Origin of the sequence: Micromonospora sp. CA-244673 (genome assembly GCF_050948395.1) — a bacterium.
In the GTDB taxonomy this organism is placed as follows: Bacteria; Actinomycetota; Actinomycetes; order Mycobacteriales; family Micromonosporaceae; genus Micromonospora.
This window is the reverse complement of record NZ_CP192019.1, coordinates 3,907,987-3,933,747: the sequence shown is the minus strand read 5'-3', so window position 1 is coordinate 3,933,747 and position 25,761 is coordinate 3,907,987. Positions and strand designations below refer to the sequence as shown.

Annotated in this window: 30 protein-coding genes; 17 read left to right on the top strand and 13 right to left on the bottom strand. The window is 74.6% G+C overall.

The genetic code is table 11. The annotated features are described in order from the left end of the window. Window positions 1-13 precede the first annotated feature (13 nt). Complete coding sequence (locus ACQP12_RS18425; RefSeq protein ID WP_433289326.1) at window positions 14-1,867, top strand: transketolase; 1,854 nt, start codon at window positions 14-16, stop codon at window positions 1,865-1,867. A gap of 56 nt (window positions 1,868-1,923) precedes the next feature. Here ACQP12_RS18425 and ACQP12_RS18420 read toward each other — a convergent pair whose 3' ends face one another. After that, window positions 1,924-2,376 carry a winged helix-turn-helix transcriptional regulator gene (locus ACQP12_RS18420; protein ID WP_433280440.1) on the bottom strand — a complete coding sequence of 151 codons (453 nt, stop codon included), beginning with the start codon at window positions 2,374-2,376 and terminating at the stop codon, window positions 1,924-1,926. Between the two features lie 89 nt (window positions 2,377-2,465). Here ACQP12_RS18420 and ACQP12_RS18415 point away from each other — a divergent pair, with 89 nt between their 5' ends. The 4 genes from ACQP12_RS18415 (at window position 2,466) to ACQP12_RS18400 (ending at window position 4,789) form a co-directional block, all read left to right on the top strand. Next, the gene (locus tag ACQP12_RS18415) at window positions 2,466-3,056 is read left to right on the top strand and encodes a dihydrofolate reductase family protein (protein WP_433280438.1); all 591 of its coding nucleotides are present in this window, start codon (window positions 2,466-2,468) and stop codon (window positions 3,054-3,056) included. A gap of 36 nt (window positions 3,057-3,092) precedes the next feature. Further along, a complete protein-coding gene (locus tag ACQP12_RS18410; protein ID WP_433280436.1) occupies window positions 3,093-3,476 on the top strand; it encodes a PPOX class F420-dependent oxidoreductase in 384 nt (127 codons plus the stop codon). A 55-nt stretch (window positions 3,477-3,531) separates the two neighbouring features. After that, a complete protein-coding gene (locus tag ACQP12_RS18405) occupies window positions 3,532-3,921 on the top strand; it encodes a DUF2267 domain-containing protein (protein WP_357947082.1) in 390 nt (129 codons plus the stop codon). Between the two features lie 73 nt (window positions 3,922-3,994). Continuing rightward, window positions 3,995-4,789: a maleylpyruvate isomerase family mycothiol-dependent enzyme gene (locus tag ACQP12_RS18400; RefSeq protein ID WP_433280434.1), complete on the top strand. Its 795-nt coding sequence runs from the start codon at window positions 3,995-3,997 to the stop codon at window positions 4,787-4,789. A 43-nt stretch (window positions 4,790-4,832) separates the two neighbouring features. Here the strand turns inward: ACQP12_RS18400 and ACQP12_RS18395 are convergent, their stop codons facing one another. The 3 genes from ACQP12_RS18395 to ACQP12_RS18385 form a co-directional block, all read right to left on the bottom strand. Further along, entirely contained in the window at window positions 4,833-5,219 is a 387-nt protein-coding gene (locus ACQP12_RS18395; RefSeq protein WP_433280432.1) for a VOC family protein, read from the bottom strand. Next, window positions 5,216-5,917: a DUF4287 domain-containing protein gene (locus ACQP12_RS18390; RefSeq protein ID WP_433280430.1), complete on the bottom strand. Its 702-nt coding sequence runs from the start codon at window positions 5,915-5,917 to the stop codon at window positions 5,216-5,218. The genes ACQP12_RS18395 and ACQP12_RS18390 overlap by 4 nt, the downstream gene beginning before the upstream one ends. A 227-nt stretch (window positions 5,918-6,144) precedes the next feature. After that, the gene (locus ACQP12_RS18385; RefSeq protein WP_357947093.1) at window positions 6,145-6,879 is read right to left on the bottom strand and encodes a FadR/GntR family transcriptional regulator; all 735 of its coding nucleotides are present in this window, start codon (window positions 6,877-6,879) and stop codon (window positions 6,145-6,147) included. Window positions 6,880-7,052: 173 nt separating this feature from the next. Between ACQP12_RS18385 and ACQP12_RS18380 the strand changes: the two genes are divergently transcribed. The 8 genes from ACQP12_RS18380 to ACQP12_RS18345 all read left to right on the top strand — a co-directional run bounded on the left by ACQP12_RS18380 (window position 7,053) and on the right by ACQP12_RS18345 (window position 14,673). Next, window positions 7,053-8,306 (top strand): ABC transporter substrate-binding protein, encoded by a 1,254-nt coding sequence (locus ACQP12_RS18380; RefSeq protein ID WP_357947096.1) that lies wholly within the window; start codon window positions 7,053-7,055, stop codon window positions 8,304-8,306. 122 nt (window positions 8,307-8,428) lie between these two features. Beyond that, window positions 8,429-9,328: a carbohydrate ABC transporter permease gene (locus tag ACQP12_RS18375; RefSeq protein ID WP_433280428.1), complete on the top strand. Its 900-nt coding sequence runs from the start codon at window positions 8,429-8,431 to the stop codon at window positions 9,326-9,328. Further along, window positions 9,325-10,140 (top strand): carbohydrate ABC transporter permease, encoded by an 816-nt coding sequence (locus tag ACQP12_RS18370; protein ID WP_357947099.1) that lies wholly within the window; start codon window positions 9,325-9,327, stop codon window positions 10,138-10,140. The genes ACQP12_RS18375 and ACQP12_RS18370 overlap by 4 nt, the downstream gene beginning before the upstream one ends. A gap of 5 nt (window positions 10,141-10,145) precedes the next feature. Next, a complete protein-coding gene (dgoD, locus tag ACQP12_RS18365; protein ID WP_393018132.1) occupies window positions 10,146-11,294 on the top strand; it encodes a galactonate dehydratase in 1,149 nt (382 codons plus the stop codon). 2 nt (window positions 11,295-11,296) lie between these two features. Next, on the top strand, window positions 11,297-11,920 hold the full coding sequence (locus ACQP12_RS18360; RefSeq protein ID WP_357947105.1) for a bifunctional 4-hydroxy-2-oxoglutarate aldolase/2-dehydro-3-deoxy-phosphogluconate aldolase: 624 nt from the start codon (window positions 11,297-11,299) through the stop codon (window positions 11,918-11,920). Beyond that, window positions 11,917-12,870, top strand: a complete 954-nt coding sequence (locus tag ACQP12_RS18355; RefSeq protein WP_433280425.1) for a sugar kinase — start codon at window positions 11,917-11,919, stop codon at window positions 12,868-12,870. The genes ACQP12_RS18360 and ACQP12_RS18355 overlap by 4 nt, the downstream gene beginning before the upstream one ends. 38 nt (window positions 12,871-12,908) lie before the next feature. After that, window positions 12,909-14,138, top strand: a complete 1,230-nt coding sequence (gene manD, locus ACQP12_RS18350) for a D-mannonate dehydratase ManD (protein ID WP_357947110.1) — start codon at window positions 12,909-12,911, stop codon at window positions 14,136-14,138. Then, the gene (locus ACQP12_RS18345) at window positions 14,128-14,673 is read left to right on the top strand and encodes a gluconokinase (protein ID WP_433280423.1); all 546 of its coding nucleotides are present in this window, start codon (window positions 14,128-14,130) and stop codon (window positions 14,671-14,673) included. Before manD ends, ACQP12_RS18345 begins: the two co-directional genes overlap by 11 nt. A 43-nt stretch (window positions 14,674-14,716) precedes the next feature. On the opposite strand, the gene ACQP12_RS18340 is transcribed toward ACQP12_RS18345, so the two are convergent. Together ACQP12_RS18340 and ACQP12_RS18335 are read right to left on the bottom strand one after the other, a co-directional pair. Beyond that, entirely contained in the window at window positions 14,717-15,136 is a 420-nt protein-coding gene (locus ACQP12_RS18340) for a YchJ family protein (protein WP_433280422.1), read from the bottom strand. A gap of 21 nt (window positions 15,137-15,157) precedes the next feature. Next, the gene (locus ACQP12_RS18335; protein ID WP_433280420.1) at window positions 15,158-15,742 is read right to left on the bottom strand and encodes a histone H1; all 585 of its coding nucleotides are present in this window, start codon (window positions 15,740-15,742) and stop codon (window positions 15,158-15,160) included. 217 nt (window positions 15,743-15,959) lie between these two features. On the opposite strand from ACQP12_RS18335, the gene ACQP12_RS18330 reads away from it, so the two are divergent. After that, window positions 15,960-16,577 (top strand): mycothiol-dependent nitroreductase Rv2466c family protein, encoded by a 618-nt coding sequence (locus tag ACQP12_RS18330; RefSeq protein WP_433280418.1) that lies wholly within the window; start codon window positions 15,960-15,962, stop codon window positions 16,575-16,577. A 2-nt stretch (window positions 16,578-16,579) separates the two neighbouring features. Further along, the gene (locus tag ACQP12_RS18325; protein ID WP_433280416.1) at window positions 16,580-17,803 is read left to right on the top strand and encodes an MFS transporter; all 1,224 of its coding nucleotides are present in this window, start codon (window positions 16,580-16,582) and stop codon (window positions 17,801-17,803) included. 8 nt (window positions 17,804-17,811) lie between these two features. Here ACQP12_RS18325 and ACQP12_RS18320 read toward each other — a convergent pair whose 3' ends face one another. Then, window positions 17,812-18,588, bottom strand: coding sequence for an SGNH/GDSL hydrolase family protein (locus ACQP12_RS18320; RefSeq protein ID WP_433280414.1), 777 nt, complete (start codon window positions 18,586-18,588; stop codon window positions 17,812-17,814). Window positions 18,589-18,668: 80 nt separating this feature from the next. Between ACQP12_RS18320 and ACQP12_RS18315 the strand changes: the two genes are divergently transcribed. Continuing rightward, window positions 18,669-19,667 carry a phosphotransferase family protein gene (locus ACQP12_RS18315; protein WP_433280412.1) on the top strand — a complete coding sequence of 333 codons (999 nt, stop codon included), beginning with the start codon at window positions 18,669-18,671 and terminating at the stop codon, window positions 19,665-19,667. A 7-nt stretch (window positions 19,668-19,674) separates the two neighbouring features. Here the strand turns inward: ACQP12_RS18315 and ACQP12_RS18310 are convergent, their stop codons facing one another. From ACQP12_RS18310 to ACQP12_RS18290, 5 genes are all read right to left on the bottom strand, one after another. After that, entirely contained in the window at window positions 19,675-20,787 is a 1,113-nt protein-coding gene (locus ACQP12_RS18310) for a magnesium and cobalt transport protein CorA (protein ID WP_433280410.1), read from the bottom strand. 73 nt (window positions 20,788-20,860) lie between these two features. After that, on the bottom strand, window positions 20,861-21,511 hold the full coding sequence (locus ACQP12_RS18305; protein WP_433289324.1) for a class F sortase: 651 nt from the start codon (window positions 21,509-21,511) through the stop codon (window positions 20,861-20,863). 85 nt (window positions 21,512-21,596) lie between these two features. Then, the gene (locus ACQP12_RS18300; RefSeq protein WP_357947134.1) at window positions 21,597-22,085 is read right to left on the bottom strand and encodes a hypothetical protein; all 489 of its coding nucleotides are present in this window, start codon (window positions 22,083-22,085) and stop codon (window positions 21,597-21,599) included. A gap of 305 nt (window positions 22,086-22,390) precedes the next feature. Next, entirely contained in the window at window positions 22,391-23,062 is a 672-nt protein-coding gene (locus ACQP12_RS18295; protein ID WP_357947137.1) for a response regulator transcription factor, read from the bottom strand. 55 nt (window positions 23,063-23,117) lie between these two features. After that, window positions 23,118-24,221 carry a sensor histidine kinase gene (locus tag ACQP12_RS18290; RefSeq protein ID WP_433280407.1) on the bottom strand — a complete coding sequence of 368 codons (1,104 nt, stop codon included), beginning with the start codon at window positions 24,219-24,221 and terminating at the stop codon, window positions 23,118-23,120. 174 nt (window positions 24,222-24,395) lie between these two features. Between ACQP12_RS18290 and ACQP12_RS18285 the strand changes: the two genes are divergently transcribed. Beyond that, entirely contained in the window at window positions 24,396-24,818 is a 423-nt protein-coding gene (locus ACQP12_RS18285; protein ID WP_433280405.1) for a DUF6069 family protein, read from the top strand. A 114-nt stretch (window positions 24,819-24,932) separates the two neighbouring features. Here ACQP12_RS18285 and ACQP12_RS18280 read toward each other — a convergent pair whose 3' ends face one another. Then, window positions 24,933-25,757 (bottom strand): ArsR/SmtB family transcription factor, encoded by an 825-nt coding sequence (locus ACQP12_RS18280; protein ID WP_433280403.1) that lies wholly within the window; start codon window positions 25,755-25,757, stop codon window positions 24,933-24,935. Between the last annotated feature and the right edge of the window lie 4 nt (window positions 25,758-25,761).

Below are 25,761 nucleotides of genomic sequence, written 5' to 3'. Positions count from 1 at the left end.
ACGCGGCGTGACGATGGAAGCAGAGCGCACCCTGCGCGACGAGGAGCTGGCCGGGCTGGCGGACCTCGCCGCGCAGCTCCGGGTCGACTCGATCCGGTGCAGCACCCGGGCCGGCTCCGGCCACCCCACGTCGAGCCTCTCCGCGGCTGACCTGCTCGCCGTGCTGGTCGCCCGCCACCTGCGCTACGACTGGTCCTACCCGGGCAACCGCGCCAACGACCACCTGATCTTCTCCAAGGGGCACGCCTCCCCGCTGCTGTACGCGGTCTTCCGGGCGACCGGCGCGATCAGCGAGCAGGAGCTGCTGGAGTGCTACCGGCAGTCGGGCTCCCGCCTCCAGGGCCACCCCACCCCGGTGCTGCCCTGGGTGGACGTCGCGACCGGCTCGCTCGGCCAGGGTCTGCCGGTCGGCGTCGGCATCGCCCTGGCCGGGCAGTACCTGGACAAGCTGCCGTTCCACGTCTGGGTGCTCTGCGGCGACAGCGAGACGGCCGAGGGCTCGATCTGGGAGGCCCTGGACAAGGCCGGCCACTTCGGGCTGCGCAACCTCACCGCCATCGTGGACGTGAACCGGTTCGGCCAGCGGGGACCGACCGAGCTGGAGTGGGACCTGGACACCTACCGCCGGCGGGTCGAGGCGTTCGGCTGCCACCCGATCGTCGTCGACGGCCACGACCTGGCCGCGATCGACGAGGCGTTCGGGCAGGCCCGGCAGGCGACAGGCCCGACGGTGGTGCTCGCCCGGACGGTCAAGGGCAAGGGCGTGCCGGAGATCGAGAACCGGCCGGACTGGCACGGTAAGGCGCTCGAACCGGAGCAGGCCGAACGGGCCGTCCAGGCGCTCGGCGGCGCGCGGCAGATCCGGGTCGCCGGTCCGCGGCCGGCCGCCGCGCCGCCGGCACCGGCCCCCGCCGGGCCGCCACCGGAGCTGCCCCGCTACGACAAGGGGGCGAAGGTGGCCACCCGCAACGCGTACGGGGACGCGCTGCGCGCGCTGGGCGTCCGGCCGGACGTGGTGGCCCTCGACGGCGAGGTCAGCGACTCGACGCGGGCGGACAAGTTCGGCGAGGCGTACCCGGACCGGTTCTTCGAGATGTTCATCGCCGAGCAGCAACTGGTCGCCGCCGCGGTGGGCCTGCGGGTCCGTGGCTACCGGCCGTTCGCGGCCACGTTCGCCGCGTTCCTCTCCCGCGCGTACGACTTCATCCGGATGGCCGGCATCTCGCGGGCCGACATCGCCCTCGCCGGCTCGCACGCCGGCGTCGAGATCGGCCCGGACGGCCCCTCCCAGATGGGGCTGGAGGATCTCGCCGCCCTGCGCGCCGTGCACGGGTCGACCGTGCTCTACCCGAGCGACGCCGTCTCCTGTGCGGCCCTGGTCGCCGCCATGGCCGACCGGCAGGGCGTCAGCTACCTGCGCACCACCCGGGGCAAGTACCCGGTGCTCTACGACAACGGCGAGGACTTCCCGGTCGGCGGCAGCAAGGTGGTCCGCGACGGGACCGACGTGGCGCTCATCGGCGCCGGGGTGACCGTGCACAACTGCCTCGCGGCCGCCGACGAGCTGGCCCGCGAGGGGATCGACGCCCGGGTGATCGACCTCTACTCGGTCAAGCCGGTCGACCGGCAGCGGGTGCTCGACGCCGTGCGGGACACCGGCGGCCGGCTGGTGGTGGTCGAGGACCACTACCCGCAGGGCGGGCTGGGGTCCGCCGTGCTGGAGGAGCTGGCCGGCCTGGCCGAGCCGGTGCGGGTCAGCCATCTGGCGGTACGCGGGCTGCCCGGCTCCGGGACCCCGGCCCAGCAGATGGACCGGGCCGGCATCGGCGCCCACGCGATCGTCAGCGCGGCGCGCGCCCTGGCCTGAGGCTCGCCCGGCGGGGCCGGACGCGCCGGCGGGCGCGGGTCACCGGCGCGGCGGTGTCAGGTTGCCGCGCCCGGCCCGGGAAGCAGATCGACATCGCCGGCGTGCATCGGTTCGCCGCAGTGCGCGCAGCGCAGGTCGACCCGGCTCACCTCCCCGCACGCGTGATGGCGGTACAGCACCGGCGCGCCGGCCTGACCGGCGAGCCAGGTGTCGCCCCAGCGGACCATCACCATCAGCAGGTCGACGAGCTCGGTGCCCTTCTCGGTCAGGACGTACTCGTACCGGGGTCGCCGGTCGTAGGGCCGGCGTTCGAGGACCCCCTGTTCGACGAGGTGGTTCAGCCGCTCGGTCAGCACCTTGCGCGAGATGCCGAGGTCGGCCTGGATCTGCTCGAACCGGGTGAAGCCCGCATAGACGTCACGCAGGACCAGCGGCGACCAGGGCTCGCCGATCACGTCGAGCGTGCGCGCGATCGAGCAGGCCATGTCGCCGAAGTTTGTCCGCTGCATGACGCCAGTCTAGCAATCAGGGTTCCCTGAAGGAACTTTGACTGCTACGGTCGCGGAGTCTCTTGAAGGAACTCCGGAAGGTCACGGACATGAGCGTGGTGGTCGCCCTGTCGGTCTCGGTGGACGGATACATCACCGGCCGGGAACCCGGCGCCGGGCGCGGGCTCGGCGACGCGACCATGCTCTTCGACTGGTACTTCGACGGCGACACCCCCAGCCAGGTGTTCGACGGGTTCCGGCTGAGTGAGCCCAGTGCCCGGGTGTTCGACGCCCTCGCCGGTCGCGTCGGCGCCAGCCTGGTCGGCCGCAACACCTACGACGACTCGGGGTGGGTCCACGGCGGGGCGCCGCACCCGACGGCGCCGCTGTTCGTGCTCAGCCATCGGCCGGTGCCGGGTATGGGCGACCGTCAGACGCTGGTCACCACCGGGATCGAGGACGCGGTCGCGGCGGCCCGGGAGGCCGCCGGCGACAAGGACGTCGCCCTCATGGGCGGCGGCGTCGCGACCGCGGCGCTGGCGGCGGGCCTCGTCGACGAGGTGATCCTGCACCAGGTGCCGATCCTGCTCGGCGGCGGCCGGCCCTTCTTCCAGTCGCTCCCCGGGCACGTGCGGCTCCGTACCGTCGAGGTCGTCCCGGCGCCCGGCGTGACCCACCTCCACTACGAGGTCCTCCGATGACCCTCGCTGCCAACCCCGCTGAGAAGGAGCACCCGCATGCTTGATCCCGACGTCCGCCGCGTACTCGACGGCACCTCCATCGCCCACCTCGCCACCGTCCTGCCGGACGGCTCGTCCCACGCCGTTCCGCTGTGGATCGGCACCCTCGGCGACCGGATCGTCGTCTTCACCGGTCCGGGCTCGCGCAAGGCCCGCAACCTGCGCCGCGACCCTCGGGTGGCGCTGTCCATCGCGCCCGTCGACAACCCGTTCGAACCCGTCGTGATCCGCGGGCACGTCGTCGAATGGATCGAGGGCGACGCGGCGTGGCCGATCATCGACGAGCTGGCCACGAAGTACACCGGCGGGCCCTACCCCCGTGGGCAGGAACGCGTCGTGGCCGTGATCGAGCCCCGGCGTCAGACCGTGGGGGTCGGATGAGTACCCGCAGCCTAAACGGGTAGCCACGCGGTCTCCGGGACGGAAGGACCGAGCGATGGCGGAGCTGGAGTTCGTGGCGAAGGTGGCCACGCGGGCCGGCGTACCGGCGGAGACCGCACGATCCCTGACCGAGGCCACCCTGCGCACCCTGGCCGAGCGGATCAGCGGCGGCGAGGCGGCGGACCTGGCCGACCACGTGGCGCACGAGCTGCGCCCGTTGCTGGCCCGGGCCCGTCCGGAGGAGCCGGAGGCGTTCGGGTACGACGAGTTCCTGCGCCGGGTGGCCGACCGCGCCGGGACGGCGCCGGATCTCGCGGAGCGGGGCGCGCGGGCGGTGCTGCAGACCCTGCACCGGGTGGTCGGGCACGTCGAGTTCGAGCAGGCCATGTCGGAGCTGCCGCGGGAGATCGGCGCGCTGGCCCAACCGGTGCCCCGGACCCCCTGACCGCCCCGGGGCGGGACGAAACGCCCACCGACGGCTCCCCCCGGTGCGGCCGGCCGGCCGTTACGGTGGGCTGATGGCCGCCCTCAGCTTCGAGCGTCACCGCGCGGAGATCGTCGCGCAGAGCGACCTGCTCCGCACCCATCTCGACGGCGCCGACCTGACCACGCCCGTCGCCTCCTGTCCGGGGTGGAACGTCGGGCAGCTGGCCCGGCACCTCGGCGGCGGTCAGCGCTGGGCGGCCGAGGTGGTGCGCACCCGGGCCGAGCGGCCGCCGTCGGACACCCACTTCCGCGACCTGTCCCCGTACGCCCGGGAGGAGCCCGCGGTGGTCGGCCCCTGGCTGGTGGAGAGCGCCGCCGCGCTGGCCGACGCGCTCGGGGCGGCCGGGCCCGACGTGGCCACCTGGACGCCGCTGGCGGTGCCGGCGGCCGGGGTGTTCTGGGCGCGCCGGTTCGCCAACGAGACGCTGCTGCACCGCGCGGACGCCGCGCTCGCCCTCGGGGCGGACTTCGCCGTCGACCCGGCGGTCGCGATCGACGCGCTGGACGAGTGGATGGAGCTGGGCTCGCTGCCGCAGATGCTGGACTTCCACCCGCACCAGCGCGAGCTGCTCGGCCCGGACCGCACGCTGCACCTCCACGCCACGGACGTGCCCGCCGAGTTGGGCGCGGAGTGGCTCGTGGACCTCACCGGCGACACCCTGGCCTGGCGGCGGGCGCACGAGAAGGCGACCGTGGCGGTGCGCGGCCCGGTGACCGAGCTGCTGCTGATGGTCTACCGGCGGCGCCCGGTCGACACCGCGGTCGTCGAGGTCCTCGGCGACGGCAAGCTGCTGGACTTCTGGCTGGAGCGGGTCGCGTTCGGTTGACGGTGGTGCCGGCGGCCGGGTGGCCGTCGGCACCGTCACCGGTTCAGCCGGGCAGGTGCAGGAACGACCACTGGTGGCCGTCGAGGTCCCGGAACCCGCGCATGTACATGAACCCGAGGTCCTGACCGGGGCCGAGCGCGGCGCCGCCCGCGCGGGCCGCCACGTCGACCAGCGCGTCGACCCGGTCCCGCCGGTCGACGGCGAGACCGACGATCACCTCCCGGCTGGTGGCGGTGTCGCACACCTCGGCGCCGGCGAACGCGGCGAAGGCCGCCGTGTCGTGCAGGATCAGGTGGGTGTCGCCGAGGGTGAGCTGAGCGCTGCCCGCGTCGGCCTGCCGGGGCCGGGCCGTGAAGCCCAGGGCGGTGAAGAACTCGACCGCCCGGTCGAGATCGGCCACCGGCAGGTTGATGAACGTCGCGGCGCTCATCGGGTGGCCTCCGGCTGCTCCAGGAGCTGCTTCAGAGCGGCGAGGCGGTCCCGCCAGTACGCCTTGAGCCGGTCGGCCTCCTCGGCGCCGGTGAGCTTCTCGTGCTGCACGGCCACCCGGGCTTTGCTCTCACTCACCGGGGTGAAGCCGGCGACGATCCGGCTGGGCCCGCCGGCCCAGTCCGCGCGGAAGCTCTTCGGTGCGGTGGCCGTGCGGACCCGGACGGCCACGTCGGGCAGCCACCGCCGGCGTACCGCCTCGTCGGCGAACGCCGCGAACAGCACCGCCACCGGCACCGCGACGGTGCGGCTTCCGGTGGCCTCGAAGCCGCCGCCGCGGCGCTGGCCGGGTGCCCGGAGGCCGCGCGCCTGCTCGTAGCCGACGGTCACGGTCTGTGCCCACCAGCCCGGCACCTCGTGCTCGGTGGCCAGCCAGCGGGCGATCTCGGTGTGGGTCCGGCCGGCGGCGCCCCATGCGTCGAGCCGGACGAACCATTCGTCCCAGTCGCGGCCGGTCCGTTCGCGCAGCAGCGCGGCGGAGATCCGGTCCTGCTGGCCGCGGCCCGCGTCCACGGTGGGCGCCGGGGTGGGGGCGGCCGTGGCCCGGGTGAGCAACGGCCGGCGGGCCGTCGTGTAGCTCTCGCCGGTGCGGACCATCCGGGCGCGTACCCGGGACTTGAACGACCTCTGACTCGTCATCTCATGCTCCCTGTCGACGGCGCGGTCGCAGGGACTCACGCTCCCGGTCGACCTCGCCGTGGGCAGGTGGCGCATGTCGGGTGGGCCGGACGACACCGCGCCCCGAGGGCTCGGGGCCCCCTTTGCCTCCGCGGAGCCGGTGGCGTGAGCACCGGGCTGGAGGTGAGGCGCGGGACTGCGCCGAGCCCAGCGTACGCCGCCGAGAGCGGGAGGGGGAGCGGGTCAGCTCACCGGACGGGCTCGGTGGTCTGCTCCCACATCGACTTCATCTCGTCGAACGCCTGCTCCATGATCTGCACCATGGCGCGGCGGGCGGCGTCGCCGTCGCGGCGCTGCAGCGCGGAGGCCACGTCGGCGTGCAGTTGCAACGCCTGCTGATCCGGGTGGTGCGGCATCAGGTGGTAGTGGTGCCGGCCGGTGAGCACCTCGGCGACCAGTTCCCGGAGCTTGCCGAACATCTCGTTGCCGGAGGCGGCGAGGACCCGCCGGTGGAACTCGATGTCCAGGCGCAGGAAGCGGTCCTCGTCCCCGGCCTGCCCGGCGGCCCACATCTTCGCCGCGATCCCGACCAGGTCGCTCGCGTCGTCGGGGGTGATGCGGCGGGCGGCCAGCCAGGCGGCGTGCGGTTCGACCGCGGTCCGCAGCTCGGTGATCGAGCGGAGCTGCGCCATCCGGCCGGCGGAGGCGAGCCGCCAGCGGATCACCTGCGGGTCGAAGACGTTCCACGCCTCGGCGGGGCGGATCAGGACGCCGACCCGGCGGCGCGTCTCGATCAGGCCCATGGACGCGAGCACCCGGAGGACCTCGCGGATCACCGACCGGGAGACCGCGTGCCGCTCGACCAGCTCGTCGATGTTGAGCACCGAGCCGGCGGCCAGTTCGCCGCCGCAGACGGCCGTGCCGAGTTCGTCGAGCACGCGGGCGTGCAGCCCGGTCTCGCCCCCGGAGGAGGAATGATCCACGCGTCGGAGCATATCAGTTAGGGGGCACCCCTTGAATAAGTCAGCTTTTTCGGCCTAGCATCCCGTGGTTAAGCGGACGTTACAGCGTTGTGGCGCTCTTCCCCCGGGGCGGCGACCACGAGAAAAGGAGAGATGACGTGCGACGTCGATCGATATTCGGTACGTCTCTGGCCGTGGTCGCAGCCATGGGCCTGGCCGCCTGCGGCGGCGGTGGCGACGACAGCGGCGGGTCCAAGACGGTGCGCGTGACCCTGGCGAACCACGTCTGGACCGAGAACATCAAGGCGGCACTGCCCGAGTTCGAGAAGCAGACCGGGCTCAAGGTCGAGATCACCCAGCTCGGCGAGGACCAGCTCTCCGACCAGTACAACGTCAAGCTCAACGCCGGCTCGTCCGACCTCGACGTGATGATGTACCGGCCGCTGCAGGAGGGGAAGCTCTTCGCCAAGAACAAGTACCTGGCCGACCTCTCCGACCAGGTCAAGTCCAGCAAGGACTGGGACTACTCCGACTTCCAGTCCGGCCCGGTCGAGGCCACCACGTACGAGGGCAAGTCGGTGGGCGTCCCGATCATCACCGAGCAGGAGGTCCTGTACTACCGCAAGGACCTGCTGGCCAAGGCCGGCCTGAGCGCCGCGCCGAAGACCCTCGACGAGCTCAAGGCCGCCGCCGCGAAGATCAAGGCCAGCGTCCCGGGCACCGCGGGCTTCGTCGCCCGCACCGGCAAGTCGCCGGCGGTCACCCAGTTCTCCAGCTTCCTGTACAGCTTCGGCGGTGACTTCGTCGACGGCAGCGGCAAGGCGACCGTCAACAGCGACGCCGCCAAGCAGGCGTACGCCTTCTACGGCGGGCTGATCAAGGACTCCGGCCCGGCCAACGTCAGCACCGACATGAGCTGGCCCGAGGCGATGGCCATCTTCACCCAGGGCAAGGCGGCCTTCTACACCGAGGCCAACTCGCTCTACAAGAACGCCACCGACCCGGCCAAGTCCAAGGTGTCCGACACCGTCGGCTTCGCGCCGTTCCCGGCCGGCCCGGCCGGTTCCAAGCCGTACAACATCCCGTCGTGGGCGCTGGGCGTCAACGACGCCTCGAAGAACAAGAGCAACGCCTGGAAGTTCGTCGAGTGGGCCACCGGCAAGGAGCAGACCCTCGCTCAGCAGAAGGCCGGTGTGCCGGGCGCGCGTACCTCGGTGTGGGCCAACCCGGAGGGCACCGCGAACTACCCGAAGGACCTGGTCGAGGCCATCAACGCCAGCACCCAGGGCGGCGTCGCCCATGACCGGCCCGTGGTCGTGAAGGTGGGCCAGGCCCGCGAGCTCGTCGGCCAGCCGATCGTCGACGCGATCACCGGCAAGGACCCGGCGGCCGCGGCCGACACCGCCAACGAGGCCTTCCAGAAGTTCCTGGACGACGAGGCCAAGTAACACAGGCGCGGGTGGTGGGGCGGCTCGCCCCACCACCCGCGTACCCCTGTCGGTCCGCCCACCCCGGAGAAGTCATGGCAACCGTCACCACCCCCCGCCGAGCGCCCGGCGGCGCAGGCGTCATGCCCGACACGCCCGGCTGGGCGCGCTGGGCCAACGACCACCGCAAGTGGCTCTTCGCCGCGCCCGCGATGGCCTTCGTCGCCGCCCTGATCGTGATCCCGCTGGGCTGGACCGCCTGGCTCAGCCTCACCGACGCCGAGGGTTCCGTCCGCGCCGAGAGCGAGTTCGTGGGCTTCCAGAACTACCTCGACGTGCTGTCGGACACCGACCGGTTCTGGCCGGCCGTCGGCCGGACCGCCGCCTTCACCGTCGTCGCGCTGCTGTTCGAGGTGGTCCTCGGGATGGCCGTCGCGCTGCTGCTGTGGCGGCCGTTCAAGGGCCAGAAATGGGTACGGGTGGCCATCCTCATGCCACTGGTCGCCACCCCGGTCGCGGTCGGCATGATGTGGCGGCTCATCTTCGACCCGAACATCGGCCTGGCCAACCAGGTGCTCGGCTGGGTCGGCATCGGCCCGCAGCCGTGGCTCGCCGGCCAGCACTCCGCGCTGCCCACCACGATCTTCATCGACGTGTGGCAGTGGACGCCCATGGTGGTGCTGATCCTGCTCGCCGGTCTGACCTCGCTGTCCGAGGAGCCGCAGGAGGCGGCCCGGATCGACGGCGCCAGCAGCTGGCAGCGGTTCCGGCACGTCACCCTGCCGCTGCTCATGCCCACGGTGATCGTCGCGATCCTGCTGCGTGGCATCGACGCGCTGAAGACCTTCGACATCCTCTACGCCACCAAGGGTCGCGGCGGCGGCTCCTTCCACGAGGTGGAGACCCTCAACGTGTACGCCTACGGGCTGAGCTTCGACTACAACGAGTACGGCGTCTCCTCCACCGTCCTCATCCTCTTCTTCCTGATCATCATCGGGTCGATGTGGGCCCTGACCGCACGGCGCAAGGAGGCCAAGCGATGAAGGCCAGTCCGTCGTACCGGGTGTTCCGGGTGGTGGCCCTCGTCGTCGTGGTGCTGTCGCTGGTCACGCCGCTGCTCTGGATGATCGCCGCGTCGTTCAAGACCAACGTCGACATCTACGACACGGGCAAGGCGCTGGTCTTCTCGCCCACCCTGGACAACTACGCGACCGTGCTCCAGCAGTCGCACTACGTCTCGTTCATCGGCAACAGCCTGTGGGTGGCGTTCGCCGCCACCGTGCTGTCGCTGATCCTCGGCGTGCCAGCCGCGTACTCGATGAGCCGGTTCAACATGAAGAAGTCGGCCCTCGTCGTGCTGATGGCCCGGGTCATCCCCGGCGTCTCGCTGCTGGTGCCCTGGTACTACGTCTTCTCGAACCTGCAGCTGGTCGGCGGCTTCACCGTGCTGATCCTCAGCCACATGTTCGTCTCGCTGCCGTTGATCGTCTACATCATGATGGGCTTCTTCGACGGCCTGCCGGACGAGCTGGAGGAGGCGGCGCTGGTCGACGGGCTCACCCACATCGGCGCGTTCCGGCGGATCACCCTGCCGCTGTCCGTGCCGGGCATCGCCACGGCCGGCATCCTGTCGTTCATCTTCTCCTGGAACAACTTCATGTTCGCCCTGGTCCTGTCCGGCGCGGACACCAAGACCCTGCCCGTGGCGATCTTCGACTTCGTCGGCTACGCCAGCATCGACTGGGGCGGCCTCATGGCCGCGGCCACCGTGGTCACCCTGCCGATCATGGTGATCGCCCTGTTCGTGCAGAAGTACGTGGTCTCCGGCCTGACCGCCGGCGCGACGAAGGGCTGAGCACCGTGACCACCATCGCGCGCATCGAGACCTTCCTGGTCGCGCCCCGCTGGCTCTTCGTCCGGGTGGAGACCGAATCCGGGATCGTCGGCTGGGGCGAGGCCACCTGCGAGGGGCGCTCCGAGACCGTCCGCGCCGCCGTCGACCAGCTCGCCGAACTGCTGATCGGCCGGGACGCGCTGCGCATCGAGGACCACTGGCAGGTGCTCACCAAGGGCTCGTTCTACCGGGGCGGGCCGATCCTGGCCAGCGCCGTGGCCGGACTCGACCAGGCGCTCTGGGACATCGCCGGCAAGCACTGGGGCGCGCCCGTGCACCAGTTGCTCGGCGGCCCGGTCCGGGACCGGATCCGGGTGTACGGCTGGGTCGGCGGCGACGAGCCCGGCGAGGTCCGCGACCAGATCAGCGCCGCCCTCGACACGGGCCTGACCGCGGTCAAGATGAACGCCTCCGGCCGGATGAGCGCGGTGGCCTCGGTGGCCGAACTCGACGGGGTGGTGCAGCGGGTGGCCGCCGCCCGCGAGGTGCTCGGCGACCACCGGGACGTCGCGGTCGACTTCCACGGCCGGTTCAGCCTGGCCAGCGCCCGCCGGGTCGCCCCGCTGCTGGAGCCCTACCGGCCGTTCTTCCTGGAGGAGCCGGTGGTGCCGGAGAACTCGCACCTCATCGGCGAGTTCGTCCGCTCCACCACCACCCCGGTGTCCACGGGGGAGCGGCTCTACAGCCGGCAGGAGTTCCTGCCCGTCCTCCAGGCCGGCATCGCGGTCGCCCAGCCGGACCTCTCGCACGCCGGCGGCATCACCGAGGTTCGCAAGATCGCCGCGCTGGCCGAGGTGTACGACGTCCAGCTCGCCCCGCACTGCCCGCTCGGCCCGATCGCCCTGGCGGCCTGCCTCCAGGTCGGCTTCGCCACGCCGAACTACCTGATCCAGGAGCAGAGCATCGGCATCCACTACAACCTCGGCGCCGAGGTGCTCGACTACTGCCTCGACAAGACGCCACTGACCTTCGTGGACGGGTACGTCGAGCGGCTCACCGCCCCCGGCCTGGGCATCGAGATCGACGAGGCGGCGGTGCGCGCCGCCGACAAGCGCGGCCACGCCTGGCGCAGCCCCATGTGGCGGCACCGGGACGGCTCCTACGCGGAATGGTGACCATGACCCTCGACCTCACCGCCGAACTCGCCGCCACCCGCCTGCTGGCGGTCATCCGCGGCACCGACCCGGCCGCCGCGATCGCCACCGGCACCGCCCTGCTCGCCGAGGGCGTCCGCGTGGTCGAGGTGGCCCTGACCACGCCCGGCGCGCTGGACGCCATCGCCGCGATCCGGGCCGCCGCCCCGCCCGGCTCCCTGGTCGGCGCGGGCACCGTGCTCACACCGGCCGCCGTCGCCGACGTGGCCGCGGCCGGCGCGCAGTTCGTCGTCACCCCGGCCGTCGTCGACTCGATCGGCGCGGCGGCCCGCCGCGGGCTGCCGGTGGCCGCCGGGGCGCTCACCCCGACCGAGGCGTACGCGGCGGTCCGGGCGGGAGCCGCCGCGGTCAAGCTCTTCCCGGCCTCGGTGGGCGGGCCGGCGTACCTCAAGGCGCTGCGCGACCCGTTCCCGGACATCCCGTTCGTCGCGGTCGGCGGGGTGGGGCTGGCCGAGCTGCCCGGCTATCTCGCCGCCGGGGCGATCGCCGTCGGCGTCGGCGGTCCGCTGGTCGGCGACGCCGCCTCCGGCGGCGACCTCGACGCCCTGCGCGAGCGGGCGCGGGCCTACCTCGCCGCGGTGTCATGACCAGCGTCGACCTGCTCACCTTCGGCGAGGCGCTGGTCTCGCTGCGGTCGACCGGCCCGCTCACGGCCGGCGGCGCGCTCACCCCGCACCTGGCCGGGGCGGAGGCCAACGTGGCGATCGGGCTGGCCCGGCTCGGCCACCGGGCGGCCTTCGCGGGCCGGGTCAGCGACGACGAGCTCGGCACCTTCCTGCTGCGCCAGCTCCGCGCCGAGGGCGTCGACGTGACCCACGTGGTCCGCGACCCCGGGCGCGCGGCCGGGCTCATGTTCCTGGAGCGGCGCACCGCCGACCTGACCCGGGTGCTCTACCAGCGGGCCGGCTCGGCCGGGTCGGCGCTGGGCGTCGACGACCTGCGGCCCGCCCTGGCGGCCGGCGCCCGGGTGCTGCACCTGACCGGGATCACCCCGGCGCTCTCCGCGGGCGCCCGGGAGGCCGCCGGCTTTGCGGCCGAGGCCGCGGCCCGCGCCGGGACGCTGGTCTGCCTCGACGTCAACCACCGGGCGAAGCTGTGGTCCCGGGACGCCGCGCGGGCCGTGCTCACCCCGCTGGCCGGGCACGCCTCGGTCGTGGTCGCCTCGGCCGACGAGCTGGACCTGGTCGGCGCGCCCGGCGCGGACGAGGAGACCGTGGTGGCCGGGCTGCTGGCGCGGGGCGTGTCGACCGTGCTCGTGAAGCTCGGCGGCGACGGCGCCCGGGCGTACACCGCCGAGGGCCGCCGGGACGCGGCGGCGCTGCCCGTGACGGCGGTCGACACCGTCGGCGCGGGGGACGCCTTCACGGCCGGCTACCTCTCCGGCCACCTCGACGGGCTCGACCTGGCCGGGCGGCTGCGCCGCGCGGTCACCCTCGGCGCCTTCGCCGTCGCCGGATCCGGCGACTGGGAGGGCCTGCCGCGCCGGGACGAGCTGTCCCTCCTGGACTCCCGGCAACCCGGCGACACCCTTCGCTGACCCACCCCGAGCCGACCCACCCCGAGAAAGGCACCCGCGTGAAGATCGTCGCAGCGGACGTGATCGTCTCCAGCCCCGACCGCAACTTCGTCACCCTCCGGATCACCACGGACGAGGGACTCACCGGGCTGGGTGACGGCACCCTCAACGGCCGGGAGCTGGCCGTCGCGTCCTACCTGGCCGACCACGTCGTCCCGCTGCTGATCGGGCGCGACCCGCACCGCATCGAGGACACCTGGCAGTTCCTGTACCGGTCGGCCTACTGGCGGCGCGGGCCGGTGACCATGGCCGCCATCGCCGCCGTCGACGTGGCGCTCTGGGACATCAAGGCCAAGGCCGCGGGCATGCCGCTCTACCAGCTCCTCGGCGGCGCCTCCCGGACGGGCGTCATGGCGTACGGGCACGCCTCCGGCCGGGACCTGCCCGAGCTGTTCGACTCCATCCGCGCGCACCTGGAACTGGGCTTCCGGTCCATCCGGGTACAGACCGCGGTGCCCGGCATCAACGCCGTGTACGGCGTCGCCGCCCAGCCCAGCGTCGACGGCAAGCGGTACGACTACGAGCCCGCCCAGCGCATCCCGCTGCCCGCCGAGGAGGACTGGGACACCCGCGCCTACCTGCGCCACCTGCCCGCCGTGTTCGAGGCGGTGCGCAACGAGTTCGGCCCCGAGCTGCCGCTGCTGCACGACGGCCACCACCGGATGACCCCCATCCAGGCCGCGAAGCTGGGCAAGGCCCTGGAACCGTACGACCTGTTCTGGCTGGAGGACTGCACCCCGGCGGAGAACCAGGAGGCGCTGCGGCTTGTCCGCCAGCACACCACCACCCCGCTGGCCATCGGCGAGGTCTTCAACACCGTGTGGGACTACCAGACGCTGATCCGCGAACAGCTCATCGACTACGTCCGGTCCGCGGTCACCCACACCGGCGGCATCACCGCCATGCGCAAGCTGCTCGACTACGCCGCCCAGTACCAGATCAAGTCCGGCATCCACGGCCCGACCGACATCTCGCCGGTCGGCATGGCCGCCGCGCTCCACCTGGACCTGGCCATCCACAACTTCGGCATCCAGGAGTACATGCAGCACGGCCCGCTCACCAACGAGGTGTTCCGGCAGTCGTTCACCTTCGCCGACGGGTACCTGCACCCGGGCGACCAGCCCGGCCTCGGCGTGGAGCTGGACGACGAGGCGGCCGCCCGGTTCCCGTACCAGCCGGCGTACCTGCCGTTCAACCGGCTCAAGGACGGCACCGTCCATGACTGGTGACCGGCCGCCGACCCGGCACGTCGTGGTGATGGGCGTGTCCGGGGCGGGCAAGACGACGGTGGCCCGGGGGATCAGCGAGCTGACCGGCCTGCGGTTCGCCGAGGCCGACGAGTTCCACACCGCGGCCCACGTGGCCCAGATGCGGGCCGGCGTCCCGCTGACCGACACGGACCGGTGGCCCTGGCTGCGCGCCCTGGCCGCCTGGATGGCCGAACGGCACGCCGAGGGCGTCTCCACCATCCTGACCTGCTCGGCGCTCAAGCGCGCGTACCGGGACGTGCTGCGGCAGGGGCCGGCGGACGTGGAGTTCCTGCACCTGGACGGGTCCGCCGCGCTGATCCGGGACCGCCTCGACCGGCGGGTGGGCCACTACATGCCGGCCAGCCTGCTCGATTCGCAGCGGGCCATCCTGGAGCACCTGGGGCCGGACGAGTCCGGCGTGGTCCTCGAGGTGGCGGCGACGCCGGACGAGCTGGTGCGGGAGGCGGTCACCCGACTCCGGCTGCCGGTGCGCTCCACGGTCGCCGGCCCCTGACGGGCGCTCGCGGGCCCGGCGGGGCGGGCCCCTCGGCCGGGGATCAGTCGGGTAGGGCGTCCAGGTAGACCCAGCGGCCGTCCTCCCGGACGAACCGGCTGTGCTCGGCCACCGTGCCGGGCCGGCCGGCCTCCCGGTAGTGCGCGCGGAACCGGACCGCGCCCTCGGCGTCGAGCAGCCCGCCCCGGTCGGTGTCGAGCACCTCCAGCCGGGTCCACCGGGTGCCCGGGTCCAGCCGCAGCCGGGGCGGCCGGGTGGTGGAGTGCCAGCTGCGCAGCAGGTGCTCGGCGTCGCCCACCGCGAAGGCGCTGTACCGGGAGCGCATCAGCGCCTCGGCGGTCGCCGCCGCCGCGGTGCCCCGGTGGAGGGGGCCGCAGCAGTCCGCGTACGGCAGGCCGGAGCCGCAGGGACAGGGCCCGCCGGTCGGGTCGGCCGCGCTCCGGCGGGCACCGCGTTTCGCCATCCGGTCATTGTCGCCGACGGCTCACCGGCCGCTCGTCCGGGCCGTCCGCCGGTTGCCGAACGACTCCATGGTGGTCGCCTTCCGTGCCGGCGTACGCGTCGCGGCGACCCGTTGGGCCTTGGCGGCGCGGTCGGCGGCCTTCTTGACGGTGGCGGCGTGGGCCGTGCCCTTGGCGGCCGGCGCCTTCTTCGCCGTGGTCCGCGTGGCCGGCGCCTTCTTCACCGTTCTCCTGGTGCCGGGCGCCTTCTTGGCAACGGCCTTCTTGGCGGGCGCCTTCTTCGCCACGGCCTTCCTGGCGGGCGCCTTCTTGACCGCGGCCTTGGTGGCGGGGGCCTTCTTCGCCGCCGTGGTGGCCTTCTTCGCGGCGACCGCCTTGGCGGTGGGCCTGCGGGTCGGCGTGGCGGTGCTGGCGGCGGTGGCCTTCTTGCGCGCCACCCGCGCGGTGGTCGGCGTCGGCTTCCCGCCGGGGGTCTTCGCGGCGGTGGCGCCGGTCGCCCGCTTGCTGGCGGTCGCGACCTTCTTCGCCGCCGCCTTGTTCGGCATCGGGGCCTTGCGGGCCCCGGTGGCCTTCCTGGCGCTGCTCGGTCTGGTGGCCGCCTGGGCCATCGGTCCTCCTCGCGGTCCGCCGCGGCCCGGACGCGTACTGCCGTCCGGGCGACGCCGGGCCGAGCGGCCCGCGCGGCGCGCGTGTCTTCCCGCCGCGCCGGTGGTCAAACCCGCGATGGATTGGCCCACTGAAACGCGTGTGGATCGGCACTGCCGGTGGGCCGATCAGGCGCCTAGCGTCGGAACGGCAACGGAGAACGAGAGGACCTGGACGACCATGACGACCGTCGACATGTGGTTCGACCCGCGCTGCCCGTGGGCCTGGAACGCCTCCCGCTGGCTCCTGGAGGTGGAGCGGGTCCGCGAGGTCCGCGTCCGCTTCCACGTGATGAGCCTGTCCCTGCTCAACGAGGGACGCGAGGGGCTGGAGGAGTGGTACCGGAAGTGGCTGAAGCCGGGCCTGGGCCCGGTCCGGGTCTGTGTGGCCGCCGCCCAGAAGTGCGGCCCCGAGGTGCTGCGCGACCTCTACACGGCGCTGGGCGAGCGGATCCACCACGAGCGGGTCCCCGTCGGCCGGGAGCTGTACGTGGCGGCGCTGACCGAGGTCGGCCTGCCCGTCGACCTGGCCGACGCCGCCGACACGACCGAGCACGACGCGGCCCTGCTGGCCAGCCACCAGACCGGGCTCACCCCGGTGGGCGAGGACCTCGGCACGCCGACCATCCACGTCACCGGCGACGACGGGCGGGTCAACGCGTTCTTCGGACCGGTGGTGGCGCCGATCCCGCGCGGCGAGGACGCCGGCCGGCTCTGGGACGGGGTGCTGCTGGTCTCCGGCACCGACGGGTTCTTCGAGCTGAAGCGGGCGCGCACCCGCCGGCCGATCGAGCGTTGACCGTGTCCGGCCGCCTGCTGCCCGCCCCCGGCCCGGCCCGGACGCTCGCCCTGGCGCAGCTGGCCAACTCGGTCGGGGACGGCGCGTTCCTGGTCACCTCGGCCCTCTACTTCACGCAGGTGGTGGGCCTGTCGCCCGGTCAGGTCGGGTTCGGGCTCTCCGCCGGCTGGGCGGTGGGCCTGCTGGCCGGCGTGCCGGCCGGTCACGCCGCCGACCGGCGCGACGCCCGCCGGGTCGCCGTCGGGCTGGCCGCCGCCACCGCGCTCGCCGTCGCCGCCTTCCTGCTGGTCCACCGACCCGTCGGGTTCGTCCTCGTGGCCTGCCTCTACGCCGGCTGCCAGACCGCGCTGGCGGCGGTCCGGCAGGCGCTGCTGGCCCGGCTGATCGAGCCAGACCGGCGGACCGGGGTACGTGCCCGGTTGCAGTCGGTGACCAACGCCGGGCTCGGCCTGGGTGCGGCGCTCGGCGGCCTGGCGCTCTGGGCCCACACCGCCGGGGGGTACCGGTCGGTGCTCCTGCTGGACGCGGCGGCCTTCCTCGTCACGGCGGTGCTGCTGCGGCGGCTTCCCGCCCGTCGCGGCCCGGCGGTCCCGGCCGCGGCGGCGGGCGGGCGCCTCGCGGTGCTCCGGGACCGGCGGTACGCGCTGCTCACCGCGCTGAACGCGGTGCTCATGCTGTACCTGCCGCTGCTCAGCCTGGTGCTGCCGCTCTGGGTGGCCCGGCGCACCGCGGCACCGGCCTGGCTGGCGGCGGCGCTGCTGATGGTCAACACGGCGGCGGTGATGCTCGCCCAGGTGCGGGTGGCCCGGCGGGTGACCGACCCGGCCGGCGCGGTGCGGGCGCTGCGCCGGGCCGGCGCGGCCATGGTCGTGGCCTGCGCGCTCTTCGCCCTGTCGGCCACCGCCGCCGGGCCGTGGCCGGCGGCCGCGCTGCTGCTGCTCGGCGCCGGCGCCCAGGTGTACGCCGAGATGGCCCACGGCGCCGGCGCCTGGCAGCTCAGCTTCGACCTGGCCCCGGCCGACCGGCACGGTCTCTACCAGGGCTTCTTCGGCGTCGGGGTGCCGTTCGCCCGGATGCTCGGCCCGGTGCTGCTGACCTGGCTGATCGTCGACGGCGGCGGACCGGGCTGGCTGGCCTTCGCCGCCCTCTACGCCGCCGCGGCGGCCGGTGTCGGCCCCGCGGTGCGGGGCGCGGGCCGGCCCGCGCCGGTGCCGGCGGCCGGCTGATCGGGCGCTCAGGACGCGGGCAGCTCCACCGGCAGCGGCACCGGCCGCTTCGCCACCCGGTCGTCGCCGGAGGAGCGCCCGCGCAGGTGCCGGCCCAGCCAGGGCAGCAGGTGCCGCCGGGTCCAGGCCAGCTCGGCGCGGACCGCCCGGTGCCGGGGCAGGCGGGCGGCCGCCGGCAGCGGGTGCGACCACGAGTCGTCGTACCCGGGCAGGCCGGCGGTGTGCGCGAGCGCCGCGGCGATCCGCTCGTGGCCGGCCGTGTTGGCGTGCAGCCGGTCGTCGCTCCACAGTCGCGGGTCCGAGGCCACCGGGTGCGCGCCCAGGTCGAGCAGGGTGGCCCCGGTCTCGGCGGTGGCCGCCCGGACGGCGTCGTTGAGCGCCAGCACCCGGCCGCGCAGCGGGCGGGCCAGCGGCATCACCGGCGCCGGGTCGGGCAGGGTGAACGTGAGCACCGTGGCGCCCTGGCCCACCAGCGCCCGCTGCATGGCGCGCACGTCCTCGGCCACCCGGTCGGCGTCGAACGACGGCCGCAGCACGTCGTTCATGCCGGCCACCACGGTCGCCAGGTCGGGGGCCAGCTCCAGCGCCACCGGCAGCTGCTCGCTCCGGATCAGCCCGGTGGTGCGGCCGCGGATGGCGAGGTTGGCGTATTCCAGGCCGCCCTGGGCGCGGGCCACCGCGAGGGCGAACCGGTCGGCCCAGCCCCGGTAGCCGCCCGTCCCGTCCGGGTCGTCCAGGCCCTCGGTGGTGCTGTCGCCGATCGCCACGTACCGCCGCCACATCATGCGCGCCAGCCTACGGAAGCCCGCCCGGCGGTTTGCCGGGACAGCGCCGGCAGGCCGCGGCCGCTAGCGTGGTGCGGGACATGAGCCCGACCCAACGCCGCCTCGACCCGGATCAGGTCCGGCGCTACGTGGCCGCGTCGCTCGGCGCCACGCCCGGCGTGACCGACTGCGGGCCGCTGGCCGGCGGCGGGTTCGCCGCCGTCTGGTGGGTGCACCTCGACGACGGCCGGGCCGTGGTGCTCAAGGTGGGGCCACCGCCACACGTGCCGCTGCTGCGCTACGAGCGCGACATGATCGGGGCGGAGGCCCGCTACCTGCGGCTGGTCGCCGCGCGGGCGCCCGCCGTGCCGGTGCCGCCGCTGCTGCACCACGGCCGCGACGCGGTGCTCGGCGACTGGCTGCTCACCGGCCTGCTGCCCGGCCGCACCCTGTGGGACCTGACGCGGGCCGGCGCCGAGGTGGACGCGGTCCGGGCCGAGTTCGGCCGCGCGCTGGCCGCGCTGCACGGCGTCACCGGCGACCGCTACGGCTACGACGGGGGCCGGGCCGCCGCGCCGACCTGGCGCGGCGCGTACACGGCCGTGCTGGACGACCTGCTCGCCGACGCGGCGGACTGGGCGGTGCCGCTGCCCGTCCCGGCGGCCCGCATCCGCGAGCTGGTCGACCGGCACGCCCACGTCCTCGACGCGGTACGCCGGCCGGCGCTGCTGCACTTCGACGGCTGGGCCGGCAACGTCCTCGCCGTCGACGACCCCGGCGGCACACCCCGGCTCAGCGGGCTGGTCGACGGCGAGCGCCACCTCTGGGGCGACCCGCTGCTGGACCTCGTGTCGCCGCTGCTGTTCCGGCGCGCCGAGGACGAGCCCGACGATCCCCTCGTGCGGGCCTACCGGGCGGCCGCGCCGTTCCCGCTGGACGCCGGGGCGCGCCGCCGGCTCGGGCTCTACCGGCTGCACCTCTACCTGCTGATGACCGTGGAGATGCCCAGCCGGGGCATCACCGCCGAGTCCGACCCGGGGCGGGTGGCCCGCCTCGCCGAGCTGCTCGACGCCGAACTGTCCGACCTGGACCGGCCGTGACCCCGCCTCAGAGCCAGCCGGAGCGCCGGAACAGCCGGTGCAGGGTGACCGCGGCCGTCGCCATCAGCAGCAGCGCCCCCGCGTAGCCGTAGCGCCAGCCCAGCTCCGGCATGTGCGCGAAGTTCATCCCGTAGACGCCGGCCACCGCGGTCTGCGTCGCGGCGATCGCCGCCCAGGCCGCGATCTTGCGCATGTCGTTGTTCTGCTCGACGGCGAGTTGCGCCAGCCGCGACTGGAGGATCGAGTTGAGCAGGTCGTCGTACGAGCCGATCCGGTCCACCGCCCGGGTCAGCCGGCTCTCCACGTCGGCGAACCAGCGCTGCAGCCCCGGCGGCGGGCCCTCGCCCCGCTGCTCCAGCAGCACGCGCAGCGGCGCCTGCAACGGCAGCACCGCCCGCTTGAACTCCACCACCTCCCGCTTGAGCTGGTAGATGTGCTGGATGTCGGCGTCCCGGTCGCGGGCGAAGACGCTCTCCTCGACGCGTTCCAGGTCCCGCTCCAGGTGCCCGGCGACCTCCAGGTAGAGGTCGACCATCCGGGCGCAGACCGCGTACGCCACCGCCCACGGCCCCTCGGCCAGCAGGCCCGGCCGGCGCTGCACGTCCTCCCGCACCGGGGTCAGCGCGCCCGTGGCGCCGTGCCGGACGGTGAGCGCGAACCGGTCGCCGAGGAACACCATCACGTCGCCGGTGTCGATCACCTCGGAGGTGGCGGTCAGCTCGGTGTGCTCCACATAGCCCGCCGTGCGCAGCACCAGCAGCGTCACGTCGCCGTGCCGCTGGACGGTGGGGCGGTGCCCGTCGGCCAGGGCCTGCGCCACGGCCAGCTCGTCCAGCCCGAAGGTCCGCCCGACCGCGGCCATCACGGCCGCGCCCGGCTCGTGCAGCCCGAGCCAGACGTACGCCCGACGGGTGCGGCGGGCCCGGTCGTACGCGTCGGCGTAGTGCGGCCGGCCCGGCTCCCGCCGGCCGGCCACGTAGACCGCGCAGTCCACCACGGCGTCCGGATTGGCCCGGCGCGGCGCGGGCCCAGCCACCTCGTCGGCGCGCCCGAGCAGGCGGGTCAGGAGGCCGGGCAGCAGCCACCCGCCCCCCCGGGTCCGTGTCGCCGACCGGCCCACCGCGCACCTCCGCCGCCGAGGAACTGACGGCCTACCGTACGGCCTGCCCCGGCGCGGTGGTGTCCGGCCCGCGTCAGCGGGCGGCGGTCGCGAAGACGACGATGTTGTCCGGGTAGCTGCCGGTGCGCGGGTCGAACCGGCCCCCGCAGGTGATGAGCCGGAGCCGCGCCTCGGCGCCGCCGCCGTACACCCGCTCGGTGGGGAAGTGCTCCTTCGGGTACGCCCCCACGCCGTCCACGGTGAACACCGCGACGCGGCCGTCGGCCCGGGTGACCTCGACGGTGTCGCCGGGGCGCAGCCGGCCGAGGTCGAAGAAGACCGCGGGGCCGCGCAGCGAGTCGACGTGCCCGACCAGCACCGCGTTGCCGGCCTCGCCCGGGGTGGGGCCGCGGCGGTACCAGCCGGCGATCTCCGGATGGTCCAGGGGCGGCACCTCCAGCGCGCCGTTGGCGTCGGTGGCGACCGGGACGATGTCGGCGTCGACGCCGATCCGGGGAATGGTGACGCGGACCGGCTTCGCGCGGGGGAGCACCGGGCCGGCCGCGCCGGAGGGCTCGGCGGTCGGCGCGGCCGAGGCGCCCGGCTGGGGCGGCGGGTTCGCGGTGGTGCCGAGGCCGGCGGCGACCAGTCCGGCGCCGGTGGCGCCCGCGAGGGTGACCGCGGCGACGATGACGGCGGTGCGGGCTCTCGACCGTCCGTCCGCGGGGTGGCGCTGCGACGACAGGGTCCCACCTCCGTCCGTCGTGGACGCGGCGCCCGCGCCGGTCGGACCGGCGCGGGCACCCGTTCAGGGATGGTGTGGCGGGCCGTCAGGACACGGCGGTCGCGCGCCGGCGGCGGCGCACCATCACGTACGTCCCCCCGGCGACCGCCGCGGCGGCCAGCGCGCCGCCCGCGACCAGCACGCCGGTGTCGCCGTCCCGGCCACCGGCGCCGGCCTGCGCGCCGCCGATCGGGGTGACCGTGAAGCTGGCCGTGCCGCCGTTGCTGCCGTCGCCGCAGGTGGCCGTGACCGTGTACGTGCCGAGCGTGAACCCGGCGGTGAAGAGTTCGGCGCTCAGCCCGCCGCCCGCCGCGGCGGTCGTGGATCTGACGTTCTGGTCCCGGTTCGGGCCGGTGACGCGGAAGAGCGCGTCGCCCGCCTTCGGGTTGCACGACGTCGTGGTGAGCACGACGGTCCCGCCGACCGGGGTGGTGGCCGGTGAGACGGTGGTGTCCGCGAGGGCGGCGGCCGGGAGCAGGAGTGTGCCGAGGCCCACGCCGACCGCCGCCGATCCGAGAACTGTCTTTGCCTTCATCCGCGTCTTCCCTCACTTTTCGTCCGCTGTCTGCGTGGGACGCCGTTCGGGTGGCCAACTCCGTGACTAGCACCGGTGTGGCCAACACTAGGAGGGTTGCGGCGGTCACTAGGCGTAATTGAGAAATCTTCGTTGCCGTCACGTGTTCCCGGTCGGTCCCGGCTGCGACGGACATGCCCGCACAGGGCGGGCAACCGGGCCACGCGACCCGTCCCGGCCCACGTGGAAACGTCCCGTCCCGACGGTGCCGGCGCGTCTGTCCGGTTCGACCCCGACTGCGCCGCTCCGCCCGGCCCGGGACGGCGTCAGCGGTGGCTCGGCGGCTCCGGGCGGACCAGGCCCACGTCGTAGGCGAAGACCACCGCCTGGATCCGGTCGCGCAGACCGAGTTTGGTGAGGATGGCGGAGACGTGCGTCTTCACCGTGGCGGTGCTCAGGAACAACCGTTCGGCGATCTCCGCATTGGACAGTGCGCGCGCGGCGAGCGTCAGCACCTCCACCTCGCGGGCGGTGAGCGCGGCGAGCCGCCCCCGGTCGGCGGGCGCGCCGGGCAGCCGGTCGGCGAACCGGTCGAGCAGCCGGCGGGTCACCGTCGGCGCCAGCAGCGCCTCGCCCCGGGCCACCACCCGCACCGCCTCGGCCAGGTCGGCCGGGCGGGTGTCCTTGAGCAGGAACGCGCTGGCGCCGGCGCGCAGCGCCGCGTACACGTGCTCGTCGAGGTCGAAGGTGGTCAGCATGACCACCCGCGCCGGGTTGCCGCCGGACACCAGCTCCCGGGTGGCGGCGATGCCGTCCTGCCGCGGCATCCGCACGTCCATGAGCACCACGTCGGGCCGGGTCCGGTTCGCCACCGCCACGGCCTCGACCCCGTCGGCCGCCTCGCCGACCACGGTCAGGTCGGGCCGGGCGTCGATGACCATGGCGAGCCCGGCGCGGATCAGCTCCTGGTCATCGGCGATCACCACACGAACGCTCACTGCGCCACCTCGGTTCGCGACTGCGGGGCTCGCAGACCCGGCTCACTCCTCGCGCTCACTGGCCAACCCCCACCGGCAGCCGGGCCGCGACGCGGAACCCGCCGGCGGGCAGCGGACCGGCCTCCAGCGTGCCGCCCAGCAGCCGGGCCCGCTCGCGCATGCCCACGATGCCCCGCCCACCACCCGCGCCGGGTCGGCGCGGCGGCGCCGTGCCGTCGTCGACCACCGCCAGGCTCAGCACACCGTCGCCGTAGCGGACGCTGACGTCCGCGCGGGTGGCGTGGCTGTGCCGGAGGGCGTTGGTCAGCGACTCCTGCACGATCCGGTACGCCGACAGCTGCACCCCGCCGGGCAGGTCCTCGGCGCCGGCGTCCCGGTCCATCGTCACCTCCAGGCCCACCGCCCGGACGGCGTCGGCGAGGGCGTCGAGTTGTGCCAGCCCCGGCTGCGGCCCGTCCGGATCCGCGCCGTCGTCGGCGGCCAGCGCGTGCAGGATCGCCCGCAGCTCGGTGAGCGCGGACCGGGCCGCGGTGTTGATCGCGCCGAGCGCGGCGCGGGCCCGCTCCGGGTGCGCGTCGAAGACGTCCTCGGCGGCGGCGGCCTGCACGGCGATGACCGCCACGTGGTGGGCCACCACGTCGTGCAGCTCGCGCGAGATCCGCTCCCGCTCCCGGGCGAGCACCTCCCGCTGCCGGTCGCGCCGGCGGTGGAAGTGCCCCCGCTGCAGCTCGCCGAGGGTCCAGCCGAGACCCAGCGCGGTCACCGCGAACAGCAGGTCGCGCCAGCCCCCGGTGACCAGCTCCCACGGTGTCGGCAGCAGCAGCAGCCCCAGCGCGACCAGCGAGAAGCGGGGCGGGCGGAGCCGGGCCACGTACGCCAGCGGCACGTTGACGAGGCCGAGCCAGCCGAGCGGGGGGCAGAGCACCTCCAGCCCGACGCCGGCCAGGGCGGCCACCGCGAGCGCGTACCCCGGCCGTCGGCGGATCCACAGCAGACAGCTGGCCTGCACGACGGCGAGGCCGACCGCGGCGGCGGTCCGGGACGCCGAGTCCGGCGGGGTGCCCGGGGCGAGCACGACGGTCAGGGCGACGGCGAGCATCAGGGTGGCGATGCCGCTGTCGAGCAGCAGCAAGAAACGGGAGTGGGGCCGGCAGTTCACGTCCCGGATGCTAGGCCGCGTACCCGCTCGGGATCATCGGTCGCCAGACGGAGATCCGAGCCGGACCTGGTCCCCGGGACGGAGGGGCGAACCGGTCCGCGGCGCGATCCGCCGGCCCCCGGTGCGGGCCTAGCGTCCCTGGTGACCGATCCCCGCTCATGGAGGTACGCACCGATGGACACCACGACCACCCCCGCCGTCGTCGCCGCCCGCCCGACCCGCCGCCGCGACCGCTCCCTCGCGGTGCTCGCCACCACGGCGGCCACCCTCGCGGTGTGGGTCGCCGCCGTCCCCGTGGCGGGGGTGGACCTGGCCGTGCGCAACGGCGGGACGGAGCAGGACGTGACCGCCGTCGCGGTCGGGGCCAGCACCCTGCTCGCCGGCCTGGCGGGGTGGGCGCTGCTGGCCCTGCTGGAGCGGTTCACCGCCCGGGCGCGGGCCGTCTGGACGGGCGCGGCCGCGCTGGTGCTGCTGCTGTCGCTGCTCGGCCCGCTGGGCGGGGGAGTCGGCGCGGCGGCGACCCTGACCCTGGTCGCCCTGCACCTGGTGGCCGCCGCCGTGCTCGTGCCGCTGCTGCGGCGCACCGCCCGCCGCTGAGGCTGCCACGCCGGGGCCGCCGCCACGGGGGTGGGCGGCTCCGGCCCGGCCGGCCCGATCGGCGCCCGCCGCCACCGGGGGCGGGCGGCTCCGGCCCGGCGGTCCGGCCGGCGCTCAGTCGGCGGCCACCGGCTCCGGCAGCGGCGCGCCGGTCTCCAGGAGGCTCTTGAGGCTGGCCAGCAGCTCCGGCCAGCCGCCGCTGCCGTCCAGTTGGCCGCTGACCGCCCGGTGCATCTCGCTGTCCGGGGAGAAGTCGTCGTGGGTCACGGTCAGCCGGACCGTCTCGCCCTGCGGGGCGAGGTCGAAGGCGACCTTGGAGCGGCGCTCGCCGAGCCGGGCCGCCAACTCCTCGTCCGACCAGCCGAAGTGCGCGGCGTGCTCGGCCTGGAAGCCGTGCCAGGTGTACGCCAGCCGCCGGTAGGGTTCGGCCTCCAGCACCCGCTGCCCGAGGTCCCGGGGCTCGGCGTCGGGGGAGTCCTGCCAGAGCAGCGGCGAGCCGGGCCGCCAGTCGGAGACCAGGGTGACGCCGCCCCAGTAGCGGCGGGTGAACTCGGGCGCGGTGAGCGCCGTCCAGAGCCGCTCCGGGGTGGTGCGGATGTAGGTGGTGTAGACGAACGTCGGGCTCCCCATGGGCTGCCCCTCCAATGCTGTCTGCAGGTCGGCGAGGGCCTGCGCCCGGGCCCGGTCGTACCGGCCGATCCACCGGTCGGCGACGGCGTTGATCGGGGCGGCGTTGAGGTGGTGCAGCTTCTCCCGCCCGCGCCGCGTGGTGGTGACGAGGCCGGCCGCCTCCAGCACCGCCAGGTGCTTGCTCACCGACTGTCGGGTCATGTCGAGGCCGGCGCACAGCTCGCGCAGGCTCTGGCCGTTGCGGAGGTTGAGGCGGTCGAGCAGCCGGCGGCGGCTCGCGTCGGCCAGCGCCCGGAACACGTCGTCCACCCGT